Annotated in this window: 19 protein-coding genes; 7 read left to right on the top strand and 12 right to left on the bottom strand. The window is 71.9% G+C overall.

Annotated elements, in window-relative coordinates; translation table 11 throughout:
* Positions 1-143: 143 nt before the first annotated feature.
* Together AC6JBM_RS44940 and AC6JBM_RS44935 are read right to left on the bottom strand one after the other, a co-directional pair.
* Entirely contained in the window at positions 144-2579 is a 2436-nt protein-coding gene (locus AC6JBM_RS44940) for an ABC transporter permease (protein WP_497979789.1), read from the bottom strand.
* Positions 2573-3310 (bottom strand): ABC transporter ATP-binding protein, encoded by a 738-nt coding sequence (locus AC6JBM_RS44935; protein ID WP_497979788.1) that lies wholly within the window; start codon positions 3308-3310, stop codon positions 2573-2575. The genes AC6JBM_RS44940 and AC6JBM_RS44935 overlap by 7 nt, the downstream gene beginning before the upstream one ends.
* A 168-nt stretch (positions 3311-3478) precedes the next feature.
* Here AC6JBM_RS44935 and AC6JBM_RS44930 point away from each other — a divergent pair, with 168 nt between their 5' ends.
* A complete protein-coding gene (locus tag AC6JBM_RS44930; RefSeq protein ID WP_497979787.1) occupies positions 3479-4927 on the top strand; it encodes a sensor histidine kinase in 1449 nt (482 codons plus the stop codon).
* Positions 4924-5586: a response regulator gene (locus AC6JBM_RS44925; RefSeq protein WP_497979786.1), complete on the top strand. Its 663-nt coding sequence runs from the start codon at positions 4924-4926 to the stop codon at positions 5584-5586. The genes AC6JBM_RS44930 and AC6JBM_RS44925 overlap by 4 nt, the downstream gene beginning before the upstream one ends.
* Before the next feature lie 156 nt (positions 5587-5742).
* On the opposite strand, the gene AC6JBM_RS44920 is transcribed toward AC6JBM_RS44925, so the two are convergent.
* Genes AC6JBM_RS44920 through AC6JBM_RS44910 form a run of 3 tightly spaced genes read right to left on the bottom strand, consistent with a single transcriptional unit; the run spans position 5743 to position 8944 of the window.
* Positions 5743-7278: a sensor histidine kinase gene (locus AC6JBM_RS44920; protein WP_497979785.1), complete on the bottom strand. Its 1536-nt coding sequence runs from the start codon at positions 7276-7278 to the stop codon at positions 5743-5745.
* Entirely contained in the window at positions 7275-7970 is a 696-nt protein-coding gene (locus tag AC6JBM_RS44915) for a response regulator transcription factor (RefSeq protein WP_350613780.1), read from the bottom strand. Before AC6JBM_RS44915 ends, AC6JBM_RS44920 begins: the two co-directional genes overlap by 4 nt.
* Positions 7971-8020: 50 nt before the next feature.
* On the bottom strand, positions 8021-8944 hold the full coding sequence (locus tag AC6JBM_RS44910) for a hypothetical protein (RefSeq protein WP_350613781.1): 924 nt from the start codon (positions 8942-8944) through the stop codon (positions 8021-8023).
* Between the two features lie 3 nt (positions 8945-8947).
* On the opposite strand from AC6JBM_RS44910, the gene AC6JBM_RS44905 reads away from it, so the two are divergent.
* Positions 8948-9256 carry a hypothetical protein gene (locus tag AC6JBM_RS44905; RefSeq protein WP_497979784.1) on the top strand — a complete coding sequence of 103 codons (309 nt, stop codon included), beginning with the start codon at positions 8948-8950 and terminating at the stop codon, positions 9254-9256.
* Here the strand turns inward: AC6JBM_RS44905 and AC6JBM_RS44900 are convergent.
* From AC6JBM_RS44900 to AC6JBM_RS44880, 5 genes are all read right to left on the bottom strand, one after another.
* Positions 9234-9380, bottom strand: coding sequence for a hypothetical protein (locus AC6JBM_RS44900; RefSeq protein ID WP_497979783.1), 147 nt, complete (start codon positions 9378-9380; stop codon positions 9234-9236). The two genes, AC6JBM_RS44905 and AC6JBM_RS44900, sit on opposite strands and share 23 nt — an antisense overlap.
* A 37-nt stretch (positions 9381-9417) precedes the next feature.
* A complete protein-coding gene (locus AC6JBM_RS44895; RefSeq protein ID WP_497979782.1) occupies positions 9418-9717 on the bottom strand; it encodes a hypothetical protein in 300 nt (99 codons plus the stop codon).
* Positions 9718-9732: 15 nt separating this feature from the next.
* Positions 9733-11370 carry a sodium:solute symporter family protein gene (locus tag AC6JBM_RS44890; RefSeq protein ID WP_497986687.1) on the bottom strand — a complete coding sequence of 546 codons (1638 nt, stop codon included), beginning with the start codon at positions 11368-11370 and terminating at the stop codon, positions 9733-9735.
* A gap of 109 nt (positions 11371-11479) precedes the next feature.
* A complete protein-coding gene (locus tag AC6JBM_RS44885; RefSeq protein WP_497979781.1) occupies positions 11480-11854 on the bottom strand; it encodes a response regulator in 375 nt (124 codons plus the stop codon).
* Complete coding sequence (locus AC6JBM_RS44880) at positions 11851-14481, bottom strand: ATP-binding response regulator (RefSeq protein ID WP_497979780.1); 2631 nt, start codon at positions 14479-14481, stop codon at positions 11851-11853. Before AC6JBM_RS44880 ends, AC6JBM_RS44885 begins: the two co-directional genes overlap by 4 nt.
* A 68-nt stretch (positions 14482-14549) precedes the next feature.
* On the opposite strand from AC6JBM_RS44880, the gene AC6JBM_RS44875 reads away from it, so the two are divergent.
* The gene (locus tag AC6JBM_RS44875) at positions 14550-14771 is read left to right on the top strand and encodes a hypothetical protein (protein ID WP_433081549.1); all 222 of its coding nucleotides are present in this window, start codon (positions 14550-14552) and stop codon (positions 14769-14771) included.
* Here the strand turns inward: AC6JBM_RS44875 and AC6JBM_RS44870 are convergent.
* On the bottom strand, positions 14721-15086 hold the full coding sequence (locus tag AC6JBM_RS44870) for a TraR/DksA family transcriptional regulator (protein ID WP_350613788.1): 366 nt from the start codon (positions 15084-15086) through the stop codon (positions 14721-14723). The two genes, AC6JBM_RS44875 and AC6JBM_RS44870, sit on opposite strands and share 51 nt — an antisense overlap.
* Before the next feature lie 115 nt (positions 15087-15201).
* Here AC6JBM_RS44870 and AC6JBM_RS44865 point away from each other — a divergent pair, with 115 nt between their 5' ends.
* Entirely contained in the window at positions 15202-15570 is a 369-nt protein-coding gene (locus tag AC6JBM_RS44865) for an ATP-binding protein (RefSeq protein ID WP_497979779.1), read from the top strand.
* Here AC6JBM_RS44865 and AC6JBM_RS44860 read toward each other — a convergent pair.
* Positions 15567-15908, bottom strand: a complete 342-nt coding sequence (locus AC6JBM_RS44860) for an STAS domain-containing protein (protein WP_497979778.1) — start codon at positions 15906-15908, stop codon at positions 15567-15569. The two genes, AC6JBM_RS44865 and AC6JBM_RS44860, sit on opposite strands and share 4 nt — an antisense overlap.
* A gap of 112 nt (positions 15909-16020) precedes the next feature.
* Between AC6JBM_RS44860 and AC6JBM_RS44855 the strand changes: the two genes are divergently transcribed.
* Together AC6JBM_RS44855 and AC6JBM_RS44850 are read left to right on the top strand one after the other, a co-directional pair.
* Positions 16021-17262 (top strand): PP2C family protein-serine/threonine phosphatase, encoded by a 1242-nt coding sequence (locus AC6JBM_RS44855; RefSeq protein WP_497979777.1) that lies wholly within the window; start codon positions 16021-16023, stop codon positions 17260-17262.
* On the top strand, positions 17259-18227 hold the full coding sequence (locus AC6JBM_RS44850) for a cobalamin B12-binding domain-containing protein (protein WP_497979776.1): 969 nt from the start codon (positions 17259-17261) through the stop codon (positions 18225-18227). The genes AC6JBM_RS44855 and AC6JBM_RS44850 overlap by 4 nt, the downstream gene beginning before the upstream one ends.
* Positions 18228-18274 lie beyond the last annotated feature (47 nt).

Genomic DNA, 18274 nt, shown 5'->3' with positions numbered 1-18274 from the left:
GTGCCCGTCGACTGTCCGAAGGGGACGGACGGCGGGCACTCGGCTGCCCCCTTGGCAACGCTCCCCGGACTCACCGTCGTTCGCCCTCCCCTGGACGCGGCTGCCCTGGCACCAACCCGCATCACCGCTCGCGATCGTCCGGCTCATGACGGCATCCGGATCGCACGCTCCCGCAGCATCCGCCGAGTGGGCAGCACCCCGGCCAGCAGCGCGAGCAGAAGACAGAGCCCGACCACACCGCAGATGACCGGCCACGGCACCACGAGCTCCACGGCCGCCCCGACCTGTTGACTGAGCCCGGCCCGGATGCTCACCAGAGCCCCGAACGCGACCACCCCGCCGAGCACCGCCCCGATGAGCACGACCAGCGCCGACTCCGCCGCGACGTACCCGGCCACCTGCCTCCGCGTCGCCCCCGCCAGGCGCATCACCCGCAGGTCGGCCGCGCGCCCCTGAGCCGCCATCAGCAGCGTGCTCGCGACCGCGAGCGCACCGTAGCCGGCCGAGACCCCGATCAGCATCAGCGTGAACAGCCACACCAGCCGGTCCTCGGAGCTGTCCGCCTCGGCGGCCCACGTCGCCACGTCGATCACCCGCGCCCCGGCGCCCGGCGGCGCGCTCACCGCTGCGTCCCCGCCTCCCGGCAGATAGATGGCTGACGTCAGCGCCGACGGATCGTGCCGCCGAACGGTCTCCCGTGCCAGCAACACATCCGCTCGTACCGAGCGATCGGCCACCACCGCCACCACGCGCAACGTCACCCGCTCACCGTCGGCGAAGACGACCGGATAGGAGTCCCCCACCTCGCGGCGCACCGACTCGGCGACCACCGCCGTGTCCGTCTCCCTGAGGTCCTCGAGCGAGCCCGCGACCACCCGCGCCCCACGATCGGTACGGATGAACGCGGTCGTGTCCACCCCGAGCGCGCTCCAGGCCCGCGGGGTCGTCCCGCCCCCGTTCTCCGGCGCGAACACCGTCGTCGGCAGCATCGCGGCGCCCGGCACCGCGGCCACGGCGGCGTCGGACAACCCCGGCGTCCGGTCCGGCACCAGAACCTGCCCCGCGTCGACGTCCGCGGCCCGCCCCGCCGCGTACGCCTCCGTCGTCGTGCGCACCATCCCCGCCACCAGCACCGCGAACGCGACGGTCAGCAGCACCGGCGCGGCCGTGGACGCCGTCCGCCGCGCCGCGGTCGCGGCTCCCTCGCGCACGAGCAGCCCGATCGCGCCACCGCCCCGCCGGAGCGGCAGGCGCCACAGTCCGACGATCGGCCGTACCGCCGTCGGCGCGAGCGCCACCATCCCGGTGATCAGGGCCATGGCGGCGTACAAGGCGAACGTCGCCCCGTCCTGCGCATCGTCCGCGGTCGCCGTGCCGACCGCCAGCGCGATGCCCGACGTCGTCAGCAGCCCACCGGCAACCCACCGCAGCCGCCCCATGCGCCGCCGTTCGACGACCGCCTCACGCAGTGCCTCCAGCGGCCGGACCCGAGCCGCCCGCCGAGCCGCCGACCACGCCCCCAGCACCGCGACCACCGGCCCAAGCGCAAGCACAGCCACGAACGGCAGCAGCTCATACCGCACCTCATACGCCGCCGGCTCCAGCCCCGCCTCGACCAGCGCTCGTCCTACGGTCGGTGCGGCAGCCGCCCCGACGATGCTGCCGAGGACCGCTCCGATGCCGCCGACGAGGAGCGCCTCGCCATAGACCATCCGCCGCACCTGCCGCGGCGTGGCCCCGATCGCCCGCCGGAGCCCGAGTTCCCGCCTGCGCTGGGCAACGGAGAACGCGAACGTCGACGCGACCACGAACACCGTGACGAACCCGGCGAGCGTCGCCACCCCCGTGAGCGCCTGCATGCCGATCCATCGCGCTCGTGCGTCGTCCCGCGGCTCCAGCGCACCCCGTTCGCCGCCGGACAAGACCCGTCCGTCGTCACCCACGATGTCCCGTGCGGCCGCCGCCACCGCGCCCGGGTCCGCGCCCGGCTCGAGCACCAACCCGATTGCCCGCACTCCCGGCGCCAGCTCCGCCGCCACCGCGTCCGCCACCAGATAGCCGGGCGCGTCGACGAGTCCCGTCACGGTGTACGACACCGGCCCCGTCGCGGTCAGCAGCGTTACCGAGCTCCCGGGACGGAACCCGAGCGCCCGATCGACCACGACTTCGCCCGGCCGCCGCGGCTGCGCACCCGAGACCAGCACCAGTCCGCCGAGCCGGGCCGACGACCAGCCATGCCCCTCGTACGTGTCCTGTCGCTGCCCCTCCACCGCGGGCGGCCGCCCGTCGACGAGGGCTTGAACGTAGAAGCTCCGATCTGGCACAACGGCCTCGACACCGGGCACCGCACCAAGCCTTCGGCTGAGATCGTCGGTCTTCGCCGCCGACCACGGCACCGTTGGTGGGAAGGCCTCGGCCGGACTTCGGCTCTCGGGCGCCTGCACGACGACGGCCGTGGCGGCGAGCCGGTCCGGAACGATCGGACGCCCCGCGAGGAGCAACATCAGGGCGAGGAGGACGAGCGCGATCCCGACCACGACGGCCACGAGCGCACCGGCCATCCGGCGGATCCTCAGCACGGGTCCTCCAGGTGTGTGGTGCGTGCCGCGATCTCCTCCGCCGTGAGCGGACGGCGGACGTCGTCGGCGATCCGGCCGTCCGCGAGGAACACGATTCGGTCGGCACGGGCAGCCGCCACTGGATCGTGGGTCACCATCACCACCGTCTGGCTGTGCTCGTCGACGAGCGCCCGGAGCAGGCCGAGGATGTGGCGCGAGGTCACGCTGTCCAGCGCGCCCGTCGGCTCGTCGGCGAACACGACCGCCGGCCGGCTGATCAGTGCCCGGGCGACGGCCACCCGCTGCTGCTCGCCGCCGGAGAGCTCGCTCGGGCGATGCCCGAGCCGGTCGGCCAGCCCGACCGCGGTGAGCGCGGCCACGATGTCGGCAGTCGGCGGGCGGCGACCAGCGAGCCGCATCGGCAGTGCGACGTTCTGCTCGGCGGTGAGCGCGGAAACCAGATTGAACGCCTGGAACACGAAGCCGATCCGGTCGCGCCGCAGCCGAGTCAGGTCATCTTCGCTCAGCCCGTCGAGCACGACTCCGTCGACGGTGACGGAGCCGCCGGCCGGACGGTCGAGACCGGCCGCGCAGTGCAGCAGTGTCGACTTGCCGGAGCCGGACGGTCCCATCACCGCCGTGAAGGTGCCGCGCTCGAAGGCCACCGATACTCCGTCGAGCGCGACGAGCTGCCGTGCGCCGTCGCCAAAAGTGGCCCGGACGCTGTCCAGAACAACGGTCTGCGTCGTCATGGTCCGCAACTTTGCCCGGCGCGGCGGGGTCGCACATCGGACCGGGATGGACACTTTTCGTTCCGACCGCTGTGGTACGCCGAGGCGGAAAATGCCCGCTTCTCATACCTGGGTATGACGGCTCGCGGGCCGACGCGCAAATCCGCCCCGACCGCTACCGTCGAGCCCATGGAACTCCCACCGGTGCTGACCCGGAGGCTGACTCCGAAGGGTCTCTACGCACTCGACGCAGTCGCGGCGATCGTCGTCGCGGTGATCTGCTGGGCCGCCGCGCTCGAGGTGCCCAAGCAGGGACTGCGGGAGCCGGCCTGGGTGTCAGCACTCGTCGCGGTGGTGTTCGGTCTGAGCGTCGCACTCCGGCGGCGCTGGACCTACGCGATGGCCTTCACCGCCACGGCCGCGGCGGTGATCAGCCTGGCCACTCAGATCATCCCCGTCTTCGCGTCATTCGGACCCGCCTGCGCGCTGTCTCTGGTCTTCTACACCTTCGGCGCCTACGCGCGAAACTGGAAGGGCATGTTCGTCATCATCACGTGCGGCGCACTGGTGAGCGCGAGCATGGTCGGCTCGATACTCCTCTCTGACGAGCCGCCCTCCAGCGACTCCCCGTCGACGTTCTTCGCCGCGCTCTTCGGCTTCCTCGTCATCGCGCCGGCCCAGACACTCGGCTTCGCGATCGGTGAGCGGCGCGCCCAGACCATCGAGCGCAACCAGCACATGGTGCGGCAGGCCACCGTCGAGGAACGGCTCCGAGTGGCCCGCGAGCTGCACGACGTCATCGCCCACACGATGACGTTGATCGTGGTGAAGGCGTCGATCGGCAACCACGTCGCGGAGGCCAACCCGGCCGAGGCCCGCGACGCGCTCCAGGTCATCGAGTCGACCGGCCGAGCGGCGATGCTCGAGGTGCGCCGGGTGCTCGACATCCTGCGGGAGGACACCCCCTATGCGCCCACCCGCGGCCTGGGTGACCTGCCGGCCCTCGTCGAGCTGGCGTCCGTGGGCGGGGTTCAGGTCCGGCTCGACGTCGAGCGACCGGAGGGACCCGCGGTCGGAGAGATGCCGGAGGCGGTGGAGCTGGCGGTGTACCGGATCGTGCAGGAGGCGATCACCAACGTGGTCAAGCACGCGGCGCCGGCCCAGTGCCACGTGAGCGTGGTGGTGAACGCGGAGGAGGTGCGCATCGAGGTGAACGATGACGGGAAGCGCCCGTCTCGCCCCGATGCCGTCGGGCACGGATTGACGGGGATGCGCGAGCGGGTGACGTTGCACGGGGGGGACGTTCGCCGCCGGACCGCGGGCCGAGGGCGGCTACTCGGTGCGGGCGCTGCTACCGGCCGGAGGAGCAGCGTGAACCGACGGCCGGGCGTGAGCCAGCGAACGAACGCAAACCAGCAGACGAACGCAAACCACCAAACGAACGCCAGCCACCGGACGGACGCGGACCAGCGAACGGACGCGGACCAGCGAACGGAAGCGGACCAGCGAACGGGCGCCCACCAGCAAGGCAACGCGAATCGGCAAGGGGGAGTGGATCACACCGCGGTCGGGGGCTGGGGTGGGCGGTTGTGGGGGCGCCCGTCCGCGGTGGGTGTCGGGCACGGGGGTGGCTCGTGATTCGGGTGTTGATCGCGGACGATCAGGCTTTGTTGCGGGGGAGTTTTCGGGCGCTCATCGACCTCAGTGGGGACTGCGGCACGGTTGGGGAGGCCGGCACCGGGGACGAGGCGGTTCGGCTCGCGGGTGAGCAGCGGCCGGATGTGGTGCTCATGGATGTGCGGATGCCGGGGATGAACGGGATCGAGGCGACCCGGACGATCTGCGGGGATCCCGAGCTCGGCTCCGTGCGGGTTTTGATGTTGACGACCTTTGATCTCGATGAGTACGTGTACGGGGCGTTGCGGGCGGGGGCCAGTGGGTTTCTCGTCAAGGACACGCCGCCCGCGGAGTTGCTCAATGGGATTCGGGTTGTGGCCGGTGGGGAGGCGTTGTTGTCGCCGTCGGTTACTCGGCGGCTCATCTCGGAGTTTGCTCGGTGGCCGCAGCCGGAGCGGCCGATTCCTCGGCGGCTTGAGGGGATTACGGACCGGGAGCGGGAGGTGCTCATGCTCGTCGGGCGTGGATTGTCCAACACCGAAATCGCCGCGCATCTCGGGTTGAGCCTCGCCACGGTCAAGACGCATGTCGGGAGGGTTCTTGCCAAGCTCGAGGTGCGGGATCGGGCGCAGTTGGTGATCGTCGCGTATGAGACGGGGTTGGTTTCGGTGGGCATCTGACTACGGGTGGTGTCGGCCTCGGCGAACGGCGTGGCCCGGGCCGCCACCGGAAGGGGTGGAGTTGGGCTGGACGCGGGGAGACGGAGAAAGCAGATCCAGGGAGGAGCGAGGAGCGGGGCGTAAAGGAGAGCAGCAAAGCCGGCCGTGCGGGGAGAGTTAGCGGGCTGGGTTCAGCAAGGGGATTCGCACTCGGAAGGTGGCGCCCTCTTGGGGGGCTGTCTTCAGGGTTACCTCGCCGTTGTGGGCGGCTACCAGGGCGGCCACGATCGACAGGCCCAGGCCTGAACCGCCCAGGGCTCGGGTTCGGCTCGGGTCGGTGCGGTAGAAGCGTTCGAAGACTCTTGCCGCGTCCTCCGACGTCATGCCGGGGCCGTTGTCCGAGACCTCCAGGATGGCCTGGTCCGCCTCGGTGCCCACGTAGACGGTGACCTCGGTGCCGGCGGGGGTGTGGTTCAGCGCGTTCGACAGGAGGTTCTGCAGGACCTGGCGGAGGCGGGCCTCGTCGCCGAGGACGATTGGGGCCTCGGTGTCAGCGTCGGCGTCGTCGCTGTTCGGGGTGCGCAGGCGTAGGCGGTGGTGGTCGCCGGCCGTTACTCGGGCGTCGATCATGGCGTCGGTTGCCAGGGACAGGAGGTCCACCGGCTTCTTCTCCAAGGGGCGCTGCTGGTCCATACGGGCCAGGAGCAGGAGGTCGTCCACCAGGAGTCCCATGCGCGTCGCGTGGTGCTCGATTCGGCCGATGTTGTCGTCGTGGTGGCCGGACTGGCGGTACAGCTCGGCGAAGCCGCGGATCGAGGTCAGCGGGGTGCGGAGCTCGTGCGAGGCGTCGGCCACGAAGCGGCGCATTCGGCCCTCCGAGGCCAGCGCGGACTGCTCGGAAGCCAGGGCCGCCTGCTCCGAGGCCAAGGCCGCTTCCTCCGAGGCTCGGCGCTCCTCGAAGGCGGTCTCGATCTGGCCCAGCATGGTGTTGAGGGCCCGGGCCAGGCCTCCGACCTCGGTGCGGGGGTCGGCCTCCGGGACTCGGCGGCTCAGGTCGCCGGCGGCGATGGCCTCGGCGGTCTCCTCGACCTCGACGAGGGGGCGGAGGGTGGAGCGGACCAGGATGTAGGCGACCACGGCCAGAATCAGCAGGACGAAGCCGCCGATGGTGGCGCTCATGACGACCAGGCGGTTGACCGTGTTGTCGATCTCGTCGAAGCTGATGGCGATCAGCACCGGCGGGCCGTCATTCGTGCGGCTTCCGGGCTTGACGTGTGCCGCCACGAGCACGCGCCAGGAGTGGCCGGTGCCGTCGCGTGACTCGGCGGTGGAGTAGGTGCCGATGACGTCGGGCCCGAGCATCGACAGGCCGTCGATGCCGTCCCACGTTTCCGGGGTCACGGGCTTGGCCTGGTCGGCGGAGCTGCGGGTGAAGACCTGGTCCTCGAACGTGCCGTTACCCCGGCCGCACGCGACGAAGTAGCCGCTGCGCAGGACCGGTGCGCCGTAGCCGCGGCCCGGATTGGGGCCGTTCGAGCCGGTGTCGCAGCCGCGGGACGCGTCGTTGTAGCTCTGCAGCAGCTGGTCGTCGACCCGGTTGATCAGGTAGTCGCGGGTGCTGATGACGCCGGCGATGCCGGTTGTGGCCAGGGCCGCCGCGAGCAGGACGAGCATGAGAACGACGAGCTTGACGCGCAGCGGCCAGGATTTCATGTGCGTGGCAACCGCAGTGAGTAGCCGACGCCGCGCAGGGTCTGCAGGAGGCGGGGCTCGGTGGTGTCGATCTTCTTGCGCAGGTAGGAGACGTAGGACTCCACGACGCCCGCGTCGCCGCCGAAGTCGTACTGCCACACGTGGTCGAGAATCTGGGCCTTGGACAGGACGCGGCCGGGGTTCGTCATGAAGTACCGCAGCAGCTTGAACTCGGTCGGCGAGAGCTGGACCTCCTGGCCCGCCTTGAACACCTCGTGGGTGTCCTCGTCGAGCTCGATGTCGGCGAAGTTCAACCGCGACGTCTGCGCCGACGCGCCGCCCGCGGGGTCGGCGACCCGGCGCAGGACGGCCTGGATGCGGGCCAGGATCTCGGAGAGGCTGAACGGCTTGGTGACGTAGTCGTCGCCGCCCAGGGTGAGGCCCTTGATCTTGTCCTCGGTGGCGTCGCGGGCCGTCAGGAACAGCACCGGCACGCGGGTGCCCTCGCCGCGGAGCTTGCGCAGCACCTCGAAGCCGTCGAGCTCGGGCATCATGACGTCGAGCAGGATCATGTCGGGCCGGAAGCGCCGCGCCTCCTCCATCGCCTGGCGGCCGCTGGTGGCGCTGGCGACGTCGTAGCCGTGGTACTTGAGGCTCGCGGAGAGCAGTTCGACGATGTCCGGCTCGTCGTCGACCACAAGCAGCCGCGTCATGATTCGCTCCAGATTGCGTCAGAATTTTCCTGAAGTTCCCTTGTCACGTCTCAGACTGCCGCCGCTACCTGACGGCCCGATGCGGTTTTCCTGAAAACCGGCTGTGAACCGCCTGCGACGGCCGCGAGCAGCACCGGGAACTCGAGGTAGGCGTGGTAGGACGCGAAGGCGCCGTAGAGCGCGCGGCCGGTGGCGTAGTCGATCGCGAACGGGATCGCGAGCAGCGCGGCGAGGCCGAGGCCGAGCAGCCAGGCGCGGCGGCCCAGCAGGAAGCGCGGGGCCTCCGGGGCGTACCGCGGCAGGAAGAAGACCCACACGAAATAGTGCATGGTCTGCAGGAAGGCGAACACGACCAGGAAGCGGGTGCCGACCAGGGCCGACGACCCCGGCGGGGCGATCGACGCCACGACCGGCGACGACACCAGCCCGCGCAGCGCGAAGTCGAACGCGCCGGCCAGCACGAGCGCGGGCAGCACCAGCACCCACGCGACCTGCGTCCAGCGGAACGGCCCCGGCCGCCGCAGCCGCCCGGCCCACTCCCACAGGAAGAACAGCGGGACGACGTTGTGCAGATGAGCCAGGACGACGAAGTGGTACTGGCTGAAGGCCAGCGACACCAGGGCCGCGACGAGCAGCACCAGGAGCCCGAGGACGAGCCGGGCACCGCGCAGCGCGTGCACACAGGCGGCCGCGAGCACGGCGTAGCCGACGAGGATCTCCGCGTACCGGGCCGGGTCGCCGACGACGAGCGCGGCCAGGCGGCACAGCACGATCGCGGTGATCAGCCCGAGCAGCACCGCCAGGAAGCGCCCGGTCAGCAGGAACGAGAACCGCCCGGCGACGTACCGCAGCTCGAGCACGTTGTGCAGCGCCCCGAACGCGATCAGCCCGCCGACCGTGACCGCCAGCGGCGCGCCCAGGGCCAGCCCGAGCGCGGCGGCCGCGGCGGCGACGAAGAGCAGGCTTATCTTCATCGGGTGCTCCGGGCGCTGCTGCTGACGCTGGCGGTCGAGGTGCCGCTGTACGCGGCGGCCCTGACCGCCCTGAGGCTCGCGACCGCGACGAAGGCCCTCGTGCTCGGCGTGGTGGTCAACCTGGTGACCCATCCGGCCCTGTGGCTGTTCCTCACCCGCCATCCGGGCGCGCTCTGGCCGGCCGAGGCCGTGGCGACGGCGGTGGAGGCACTGATCCTCGCGATCGCCGTCAACAGGGACAGACCGCTGCTCGTCGCCATCGCGCTCGGGGCCAACGCCGGCTCGCTGCTCATCGGCCTGACCGTCGCCTGAGCAACCACACGAGCAGCACGACCAGCGCGGCGATGAACACCACGCAGGCCAGGCCGATCACGACCAGCGCCGACGAACCCGAGACAGACGGCTGCGGCGCCACATCAGCCAGCAGAATTTCCATGCCGAGCAGTCTGCGGCGCCGCGGCGCGAAAATGTAGCTACTCCCCGACCTTGCTCGCCGCAGGAGTGTCCGCCGGAGGGATGTCCGAGGCCTCCGGCGGCTCGGCCGGTCGCAGCCACTGCCACAGCAGGAACAGCAGCCCGAGCGTGAGCATCCCGAGCCCGATCCACAGGTTGATGCGCACGCCCGCGGCCTTGTCGATCTCGGCCTGCGAGTCGAAGATGCCGAGGACCGTCACGATCACGCCGTACACCGTGAACAGGCCCCCGATGACCCGCCGCACGTCGAACAGCCGAGCCGCCCGGGCGGTGTCGACCTTCTGCTCGTCGTCACTCATCACAACCCCCTTGGCCTACAGGAACGGCAGGTAGAAAGCGAAGGCCAGCACGAGGGCCCCCGTGCCGAGCAGCACCGGCGAGCGGTACCACGCGGTGTCCCCGGCGATCGCGTCGGCCCGCAGGTCGTGCGAGCCCACGCCGTAGACGAGCCCGTCGAGCTCCGAGTCCTCCTTCGGGCGGGTCAGCGGCGTGACGATGATGGCCACGATCGCCACCACCACGAACGCGATGCCCGCGCCCCAGAACGACTCGTCGAGGTCGGAGCCGAACGTGAACCAGCCGAACCACTTGTAGCCGGCGTAGGTGATGAACGCGGCGACCGTGCCCAGCAGCAGCCCCCAGAATCCGGCCCAGGCGGACATGCGCTTCCAGAACATGCCGATGATGAACGCGGCGAACAGCGGGGCGTTGAACAGCGAGAACAGCGCCTGGATGTAGTCCATGATGTTGCTGTAGCCGGAGGCGATGAACGCGGTGCCGATGCCGACCACGACGCCGGCGACGGTGATGAGCCGCCCGATGCGCAGGTAGTAGCCGTCCGGCTTGTCCTTGGCGATGTACTCCTGCCAGATGTCGTAGGTGAACACCGTGTTGAACCCGGACACGTTGGCCGCCATGCCCGCCATGAACGACGCGAGGAGCCCGGTCACGGCGATGCCGAGCACGCCGTTGGGCAGGAAGTCGCGCATGAGCAGCGGGACGGCGTTGTTGTACTGCAGGTCACCGGTCTCCGCCCCGAGCCCCTTCACCGTCACCAGCGCGACGAGGCCAGGGATCACCGTGACGAACGGGATCAGCAGCTTGGGGTACGCGGCGATGATCGGCGTGCGCCGCGCCGCGCTCATGTTGCGGGCCGACAGACCGCGCTGGACCTCGGCGAAGTTCGTCGTCCAGTAGCCGAAGGAGAGCACGAAGCCCAGGCCGAAGACGATGCCCCACCACGGCGCGCCGAGCGGGTTGTCGGAGCCCGCGGTGTTGGACCAGGTGTGCAGGCCCGCGTCGCCGAGCTTGGTGCTGTTGCGCACGGCGTCGAAGAGCCCGCCGATGCCGCCGAGCTTCACCAGGCCGACGATCGCGATGGGCAGCAGGCCCGCGATGATCACGAAGAACTGCAGCACCTCGTTGTAGATGGCGCTGGAGAGGCCGCCCAGCGTGATGTACACGAGGACGATCGCCGCCCCGACGACGATCGCGATCCACAGCGGCCAGCCGAGCAGCGCCTGCATGATCAGGGCGAGCGCGTAGAGGTTGACGCCCGCGATCAGCACCTGGGCGAGCGCGAAGGACAGCGCGTTGAGCAGGTGCGCGGGCCGGTTGAAGCGCCGGCGCATGTACTCGGGGACGCTGCGCACCTTCGAGCCGTAGTAGAACGGCATCATCACGATGCCCAGGAACACCATCGCGGGGACGGCGCCGATCCAGTAGTAGTGGACCGTCATCAGGCCGTACTTCGCCCCGTTGGCGGCCATGCCCAGGATCTCCAGGGCGCCCAGGTTGGCGGAGACGAACGCGAGGCCCGTCACCCAGGCCGGCAGCGAACGGCCGGACAGGAAGAAGTCCACGCTGTTGCGGATCGAGCGGCGGGCGGCGAGACCCACGCCCAGGACGGTGATGAAGTAGAGCGCCAGCAGGACGTAGTCGAACGCGTCCATCTGCAGGCGCAGCCCATCGGCGACTGTCTGCACCCGTTCCTCCCTTTGCCGGTACGAGTGGAGCGTCGAGGCTCCTACCCAACCGGGGGTGAGGATCAAACCATGGTCGTCAACGCAGATGGTTTGCGAGCAACGTCACGAGATCGGCGGCCGCATACGGTTTGTCCAGGAATGCGTCGCACCCGGCGTGCATCGCCGCGGCCCGCTCGTGCGGCAGGACGCTCGCGGTCAGCGCGATCACCGTCGGCCGCTCGGGTGCCGCCTGCAGCTCGGCGGCGAGCTCCAGCCCGTTGCCGTCGGGCAGGTTGACGTCCAGCAGCACCAGGTCGACGTCGTGCGCGGCGAGCGCGGCGCGCGCGTCGGCGATCGAGCCGGCTTCCAGCAGATCCGCATCTCGTACGGCGGCGGCCCCGGCCCGCGCCAGAATGGCCCGCACGAGCACGCGGTTGAGCTCCTCGTCCTCCACGAGCAGCACCCGGCTCATCGCACGGCCCCTTCCTGGCGGGCATCGGTCAGGGAGTTGGCCACCGCGGCCAGGCCGACCCACTCGCGCACCCCGTCGGCGGCCGAGCCGCGCGGCACGGTGCCGATGACCTTCCCGGTCAGGCGGAGCCGGTCCGCGTCGGACAGGTCCGGCTCGGTGAGCGCGAGCACCGGGATGCCCTGCGTCGACGGCTCCTGGTCGAGGCCCGCGAGCAGCGCGAACCCGTCGACGCCCGGCATCTGCAGGTCGCAGATGATCAGGTCGAAGCGCCGGTCGCGGGACAGCCGCAGCCCCTCCGCGCCGTCGTCGCAGGTGACCACGGCGATGCCCGCCTCGGTCAGGCGCTGCTCGACGACCGCCCGGGTCGTGTCGTCGCGGTCCACGACCAGTACCGATGCCGGCTCCTGACCCGGCCCCGGGCGCAGCGCGGGCGCCACGTGCCGGGCGAGCTGGGCCAGCAGCGCGTCGTGGTCCACCGGCTTGACGAAGAAGTCGGCCGCGCCCAGGGCCAGCCCCGCGCGCCGGTCGTCGACGATCGTGGCGAAGAAGACCGGGATCGCGGCCAGGTGCTCGTCGCGCTTGAGCCGGCGGATCACGTCCCAGCCGTCGAGCCCGGGCATGATCACGTCGAGCAGGATCGCGTCCGGCCGCCAGACGCCGGCCTCGGCCAGCCCGGCCTCGCCGCTGGAGGCGGTGCGCACCTCGTAGCCGGCGCCGGCCAGGTAGGCCTCGAGCAGCTCGGCCGCCCGCGCGTCGTCGTCGATGACGAGCACCCGGCCGCGGCCGGGCGCCGGTGCGGGGCTCGCGCCGGGCTCGTCGTGCGGGGCCTGGGCGGCGGGCAGCCGTACCGTGAACCGGCTCCCCTCTCCGGGCGCCGACTCGAGCGAGATGGCCCCGCCGTGCGCCTCGACCAGCCGGCGGGTGAGCGCGAGCCCGAGCCCGGTGCCGGCCTTGCGCTGGGCGGCCGAGCCGAGCTGCTGAAACTCCTCGAAGACCCGCTCCTGGTCCTCGGCCGCGATGCCGATGCCGCTGTCGGCGACGGTGATCGCCACCGACTCGATCTCCGGGGAGACCGTGACCGCGATGAGCCCGCCCTCGGGCGTGAACTTGATCGCGTTGGAGAGCAGGTTGTCGAGGATCTGCCGCAGCCGCAGCGGGTCCGCGCACACCGCGGCGGTCGGCGGCACGTCGAGGTACACCTGCAGCCCCTTGCGGTCCGTGAGCGGCCGCAGGGCGGTGATGACCTCGCCCACCGCGGCGTCGAGCGAGATCGGCTCGAGGCTGAGCTCCAGGCGGCCGGACTCGACCTTGGCCAGGTCCAGGATGTCGTTGATCAGGCCCAGCAGGTGCCGGCCGCTGCCGTGCACGTGGTCGACCCACTCGGCCGGGACACTGCGCCGGTCGCCGTCGGGCTGCTCGGCCCGCATGAGGTCGCTGAAGCCGATGATCGCGTTGAGGGGCGTGCGCAGCTCGTGGCTCATGCCGGCCAGGAAGTCGCTCTTGGCCTGGCTGGCGCGGGTGAGGGCGGCGACGGACTCGGCCAGGGCGGCGGCGAGTTCGCGCTGCTCGGCCAGCATGGCGCCGCGCTCGGCGAGCACCCTCGCCTGGGCCCCGAGCACCCCGGTGAGGCGCAGGTCGTCGGCGCTGAACAGGGACCGGTACCGGTCCAGCAGCAGCACCGTGCCCACCCCGGGCATCGCGAGCGCGGTGGCCAGGCGGGTGCCGGTGGCCCGGGCGAGCGGGTGGTCCTGCGGCAGGCGGACCGGCTGGCGGGCGGCGGCGATCGCGTCCACGTCGAAGTCGACGCGCTTGTGCGGCAGGTGGGTGCCGGAGCGGCACACGGCGGCGATGCGCTCGAGATTCCTGTCCAGGAGCAGGACGGCATCGGTACCGGTGGTGTCGTGCACGACGTGCACGAAGCGCCGCCACACCTGGCCGGTGCTCACATCGGCCGGCAGCCGCTGCAGGTCCCCGGTGGCCTCGTACCACACCGACGCCGACATCATCCGGCGCAGGAACGCGGGCGGGAGGAAGGCGAGCAGGAACAGCATCGCGCCCACGAGCCCGACCACCCGCCCGGCCGGCTGCCACCAGACCTGCTGGCCCGGGTAGCGGGCGGACGCGGTGAACAGCATGAGCATCATCACCGGGTAGAGGTAGGTGGCCCCGGCGGCGAGGCGGAGCCGGGCCCGTCCGGCGCCGGAGCGACGGGCGCTCACCCGCAGCAGGACCGTGCCCGCGATCGCCTCGGTGACCGTGAAGGTGGCGGTGACCAGGGTGAGATAGGGCAGGCTGAGCGGCCGGGGCGCGGCCGTCACCGCGGCGATGCTGCCCAGCAGGAGCACGAGCAGCGCGCCGTCCAGCCACCGCGGGACCCGGCCGAGACGTGACGCGAGGCGCACGGTGAGGTACGGCTGCAGCAGTAACAACGCGGTCGCGAACGCGCTGGCGGCGACGGGCACGGGGCGGCCGGACTGCTCGCGGATCACCGCGTTGATGCCCACGGCCAGGGTCGGCAGGAACAGCAGGGCGGTGTCGCGCTGGAGCGGATCCCGATGCCGGATGTACGCCGCCAGCGCCCGCAGGAACACGGCCGCCAGCAGGACGGTTGTGATCAGAGTTACCATGTGACTACGCCCCGTTACGTTCGCGAACGGGACTCACTTTAGCCAGCCGACGGGACGCGGGGGACCGGATGAGCGATGATGCGCTGCGCGTCACCGTCGCCACGGCCACCCACGACCTGTCCAACGCCCTCGGCGCGGTCCTGAACTACACGACCTTCCTCGCCGAGGACCTTGCCGGCTCCGGGCGCGCGCCGGAGTACCTGCCGCACCTGCAGAGCGCGGCCGAGCGTGCCCTCGCCTTAGTAGCGGGACTCGCTGCGGCTCTTGCACGCGACGCAGAGGGTGACTGACGGGAACGCCGCCAGCCGGGCGACCGGGATCTCCCCGGCGCAGGTCTCGCACGTGCCGTAGTGCCCGGTGTCGAGGCGCTCCAGCGCCCGCTCGACCTGGTCCATCCGGTTGCGGATCGACACGGCCAGCGCGAACTCCTGCTCACGGTTGAACGCCTTGGTGCCGAGGTCGGCCACGTCGTCGCCGGCGTCCACGACGCCCGCGAGCGTCATCTCGGCCACCGTCGTGGTGTACTCCGACTCCAGTTCCTCCCGCCGGCCGAGCAGGGCCGTGCGGATGTCCTGGGTACGGGTCTCAGGAAATACGAGCGTCATCGGAGGCCCCCGGCTTCAACGTCTGCGGCGGAATTGATGGCTTCCCGGGTGCCCCGCCGAGTGGTTGCCCAAACCTGACTGTTTTTTGCGACCGGCACAGGGCACCATGAATACCGTGGAGGGGGATTCGATCCAGATGGACGTGCCCGCGGGTCAGGCCCGCACGGCGCGCCGCGTGATCACCCAGGCGCTCGAGGCCTGGGGACTGCCCCATCTGACCCGCGGCGCGGTCATGGTCGGCCACGAGCTCGTCGCCAATGCCCTGCGCCACGGTCTCCCGCCGGCCGTCCTGCGGCTGCTGCGCCGGGGCGACTGCCTCGTCATCGAGGTCGGCGACAGCAGCGACCAGGTGCCTCGCATCGCCGACATCGACAACCTGACCAGCACCTCCGGCCGGGGCATGCAGATCGTCAACACCCTCGCGCGCACGTGGGGCGTCCGGCCGCACCAGGGCGGCAAGACCGTGTGGGCGGAAATCTCCTAGTTCGGCACCGACTCGCTGGTGATCGGCAGGATCTGGTCCAGCCCGGTGATCTCCAGCGTCACGCGCACGTCCTCGTTGGGGTGGGCCACGACGAGCTTCGCGCCCACGTCCTTGGCGCGCCGCCAGCACCCGACCAGCGTGCCGAGGCCGCTCGAGTCGATGAACGACAGATGTGTGAGGTCGACCACGACCTCCCGCGCGCCGGTGTCCAGCTCGGCCACGACCGCCGTGAGCAGGCTCGGGGCCGTGTCCAGGTCCAGCTCCCCGGTCAGCACCAGGTGGGCATGGCCATTGCGCCGATGGGTCGCCAGCTCCCAGATCGCCTCGTCGTCAACCACCTGGTAGTCCCTTTCTGCGTCACTGGTCAACAGTGTGGGGTACCCAATCGGTGGAGTTCAAACGCTCAGGCCTGGTTGCCCTCGATCGGCTCATCGCGCAAGACTCGGGCGTATGCGTGCTGCGTACCTGGTCGAGGCCGGAAGGCAGGTGTCCGGCTCGCTGAACCTGGCCCACACGATCCGGCGATCGCTGGCCGCCTGCGTGCCCGAGTTCGCCGACTGGGCCCAGCTCATGATCGTCGGCCGGGGCGAGGCGACGTTCACCTCCCTGCTCGACGGCGGCGTCCCCACCACGGCCCGCCGCCCCGCCCCGCCGGCCGCCCAGACCCGGCTGCTGCTCACCGGCCGGCCCGAGCTGCTGCACGTGGCGCTGACCACGACGACCGACGACTCCGCCGCCGCCGACGGGCTGAGCGCGCTGGTGCCCGACGAGGGCATGCGGGCCCAGGTGTCCGCACTGCGCCCGGCCGACGTGCTCGGCGTCCCGCTCACCGCCCGCGGCACCGCCTTCGGCACCCTGACCCTCGCCCGGCGCGCCGGGGCCGGCTTCGACGCCGCGGACGTCGAGCTCGCCGAGGAGCTGGCCGTGCGCATCGCCCTCGCGGTCGACGCCGCCCGGCGGTACACCGAGCGCTCCCACGTCGCCACCGTCCTGCAGAGCAGCCTCCGCCCGCCGGAGCTGCCGAAGCTGCGCGGCGTCGACCTCGCCGCCCGCTACCGCCCCGCGGCCGGCGACGTCGAGATCGGCGGCGACTTCTACGACGTCTGGGGCGGCGGCGAGTCGTGGTCGTTCACCCTCGGCGACGTCTCCGGCAAGGGCGTGGAGGCCGCGGTCGTCACCGGCCAGGCCCGCCACACGGTGCGGGGCGCCTCCGCGGTCGACCGCTCGCCCGCGGCCGTGCTCGGGGCGCTCAACGCGATGCTCACCGGCACCACCTCCGGGCGGTACGTCACCGCCGTCTACGGCCGCGTCACCCCCGCCCCCGGCGGCGCCGGCCTGCGCGTCGAGCTCGGCTCGGCCGGCCACCCGCCGCCGCTGCTCGTCCGCCCCGACGGCACCGTCATCCCCGTCGCCGTGCGCGGCCTGGCGGCCGGCCTCGTCGAGGACGTGCGCTACGAGCCGGTGACCGTCGGCCTCGCGCCCGGCGAGACCCTCGTCCTCTACACCGACGGCGTGACCGAGGCCGGCGAGCGCAGCGTCCGGGAGGGCACCCGGCGCCTGATCGCCCTGCTCGCAAGCTACGCCGATGCGGGCGTCGAGGCCCTGGTCGAGGCGGTGGAGATCGCCGTCGTCGAGGGGGCCGGGGCCGCCCAGCGCGACGATCTCGCCGTGCTCGCCCTGCGCGCCTCATGATGCGGCGGTACTTCCAGTGCCTCGCCGACCGTGACGCCCCCGCGGCCCTTCGCCTGTGCACCGAGCTGGTCGAGGCGGGCCGGAGCCCGGTCGACGTGCTGCTCGACGTCGTCGCCCCGGCCCAGGAACAGGTCGGCCGGCGCTGGGCCGCCGGCGAGTGGACCGTCGCCCACGAGCACGCGGCCACCGCCATCAGCGAGTCCGTCGCCGTCGCCCTGGGTGCCCGCATCCCCCAGCCCGACCCGGCCCGCGGCCACGTGGTGCTGGCCTGCGCCGAGCGCGAGTGGCACGGCCTGCCGGCCCGGCTCGTCGGCTTCGCGCTGCAGGAGGCCGGCTGGCGTACCACGTTCCTCGGCGCCTCGACCCCGCCGGCCCAGTTCGCCCGCTTCCTCGACGACGTCGACGCCGACGCGGTCGCGATCTCCTGCTCGGTCGCGGCCGCCCTGCCCGCCGCCCGCCGCATGATCGACGCCTCCCGCGAGACGGGGCTGCCGGTCCTCGTCGGCGGCGGCGCCTTCGGCCGCGACGACACCCGCGCCAGGGCCCTGGGCGCGACGGCCTGGGCGCCCGACGCCCGCGCGGCGGTGCGCGCGCTGGAGTCGATCGCCCCGCCGCCCGCGGGCCCGCCGGTCGGCCGCCGCGCGGGGATGGACGAGCACGCGGAGCTGGTGCTGCGCTTCGCGGAGTTCCGCGACTCGGCCCGGCGGCGGTGGGCCGCGGTCATCGGCGAGGACGCCGCCACCCCCCTGGCCGATGACGCGCTGGACCACGCGCTGCACTCGCTGTCGGCCGCGCTGCTGACCGACGACTCCCGTCTCCTTCGCGAGGCCGACGACTGGCTCACGGAGCTGTACTCGGCTCGCGGCGGCCCCTCGTCCGCGGTCCCCGCGCTCTGGTCGGCCCTGCGCACCGTCGTGGGCGAGCCGCTGCCCGAGGCGGCGCGGCACTTGGAGGTTGTGCGATAAGTCGGGCGCTGCGCACCACGACTTATCGGATTTATACCCTGACGCCG

Source organism: Dactylosporangium thailandense (assembly GCF_059739745.1).
Note: the sequence above shows the minus strand (reverse complement) of the source record. Positions and strands in the feature narration are given on the sequence as shown.

Bases quoted from the DNA above. Each gene is read 5' to 3' on its own strand.
- AC6JBM_RS44880 (WP_497979780.1), bottom strand. From the start codon at position 14,481: ATGGTAACTCTGATCACAACCGTCCTGCTGGCGGCCGTGTTCCTGCGG.
- AC6JBM_RS44870 (WP_350613788.1), bottom strand. From the start codon at position 15,086: ATGACGCTCGTATTTCCTGAGACCCGTACCCAGGACATCCGCACGGCC.
- AC6JBM_RS44935 (WP_497979788.1), bottom strand. From the start codon at position 3,310: ATGACGACGCAGACCGTTGTTCTGGACAGCGTCCGGGCCACTTTTGGC.
- AC6JBM_RS44850 (WP_497979776.1), top strand. From the start codon at position 17,259: ATGATGCGGCGGTACTTCCAGTGCCTCGCCGACCGTGACGCCCCCGCG.
- AC6JBM_RS44920 (WP_497979785.1), bottom strand. From the start codon at position 7,278: ATGAAATCCTGGCCGCTGCGCGTCAAGCTCGTCGTTCTCATGCTCGTC.
- AC6JBM_RS44900 (WP_497979783.1), bottom strand. From the start codon at position 9,380: ATGGAAATTCTGCTGGCTGATGTGGCGCCGCAGCCGTCTGTCTCGGGT.
- AC6JBM_RS44885 (WP_497979781.1), bottom strand. From the start codon at position 11,854: ATGAGCCGGGTGCTGCTCGTGGAGGACGAGGAGCTCAACCGCGTGCTC.
- AC6JBM_RS44895 (WP_497979782.1), bottom strand. From the start codon at position 9,717: ATGAGTGACGACGAGCAGAAGGTCGACACCGCCCGGGCGGCTCGGCTG.
- AC6JBM_RS44890 (WP_497986687.1), bottom strand. From the start codon at position 11,370: ATGGACGCGTTCGACTACGTCCTGCTGGCGCTCTACTTCATCACCGTC.
- AC6JBM_RS44855 (WP_497979777.1), top strand. From the start codon at position 16,021: ATGCGTGCTGCGTACCTGGTCGAGGCCGGAAGGCAGGTGTCCGGCTCG.
- AC6JBM_RS44915 (WP_350613780.1), bottom strand. From the start codon at position 7,970: ATGACGCGGCTGCTTGTGGTCGACGACGAGCCGGACATCGTCGAACTG.
- AC6JBM_RS44930 (WP_497979787.1), top strand. From the start codon at position 3,479: ATGGAACTCCCACCGGTGCTGACCCGGAGGCTGACTCCGAAGGGTCTC.
- AC6JBM_RS44875 (WP_433081549.1), top strand. From the start codon at position 14,550: ATGAGCGATGATGCGCTGCGCGTCACCGTCGCCACGGCCACCCACGAC.
- AC6JBM_RS44910 (WP_350613781.1), bottom strand. From the start codon at position 8,944: ATGAAGATAAGCCTGCTCTTCGTCGCCGCCGCGGCCGCCGCGCTCGGG.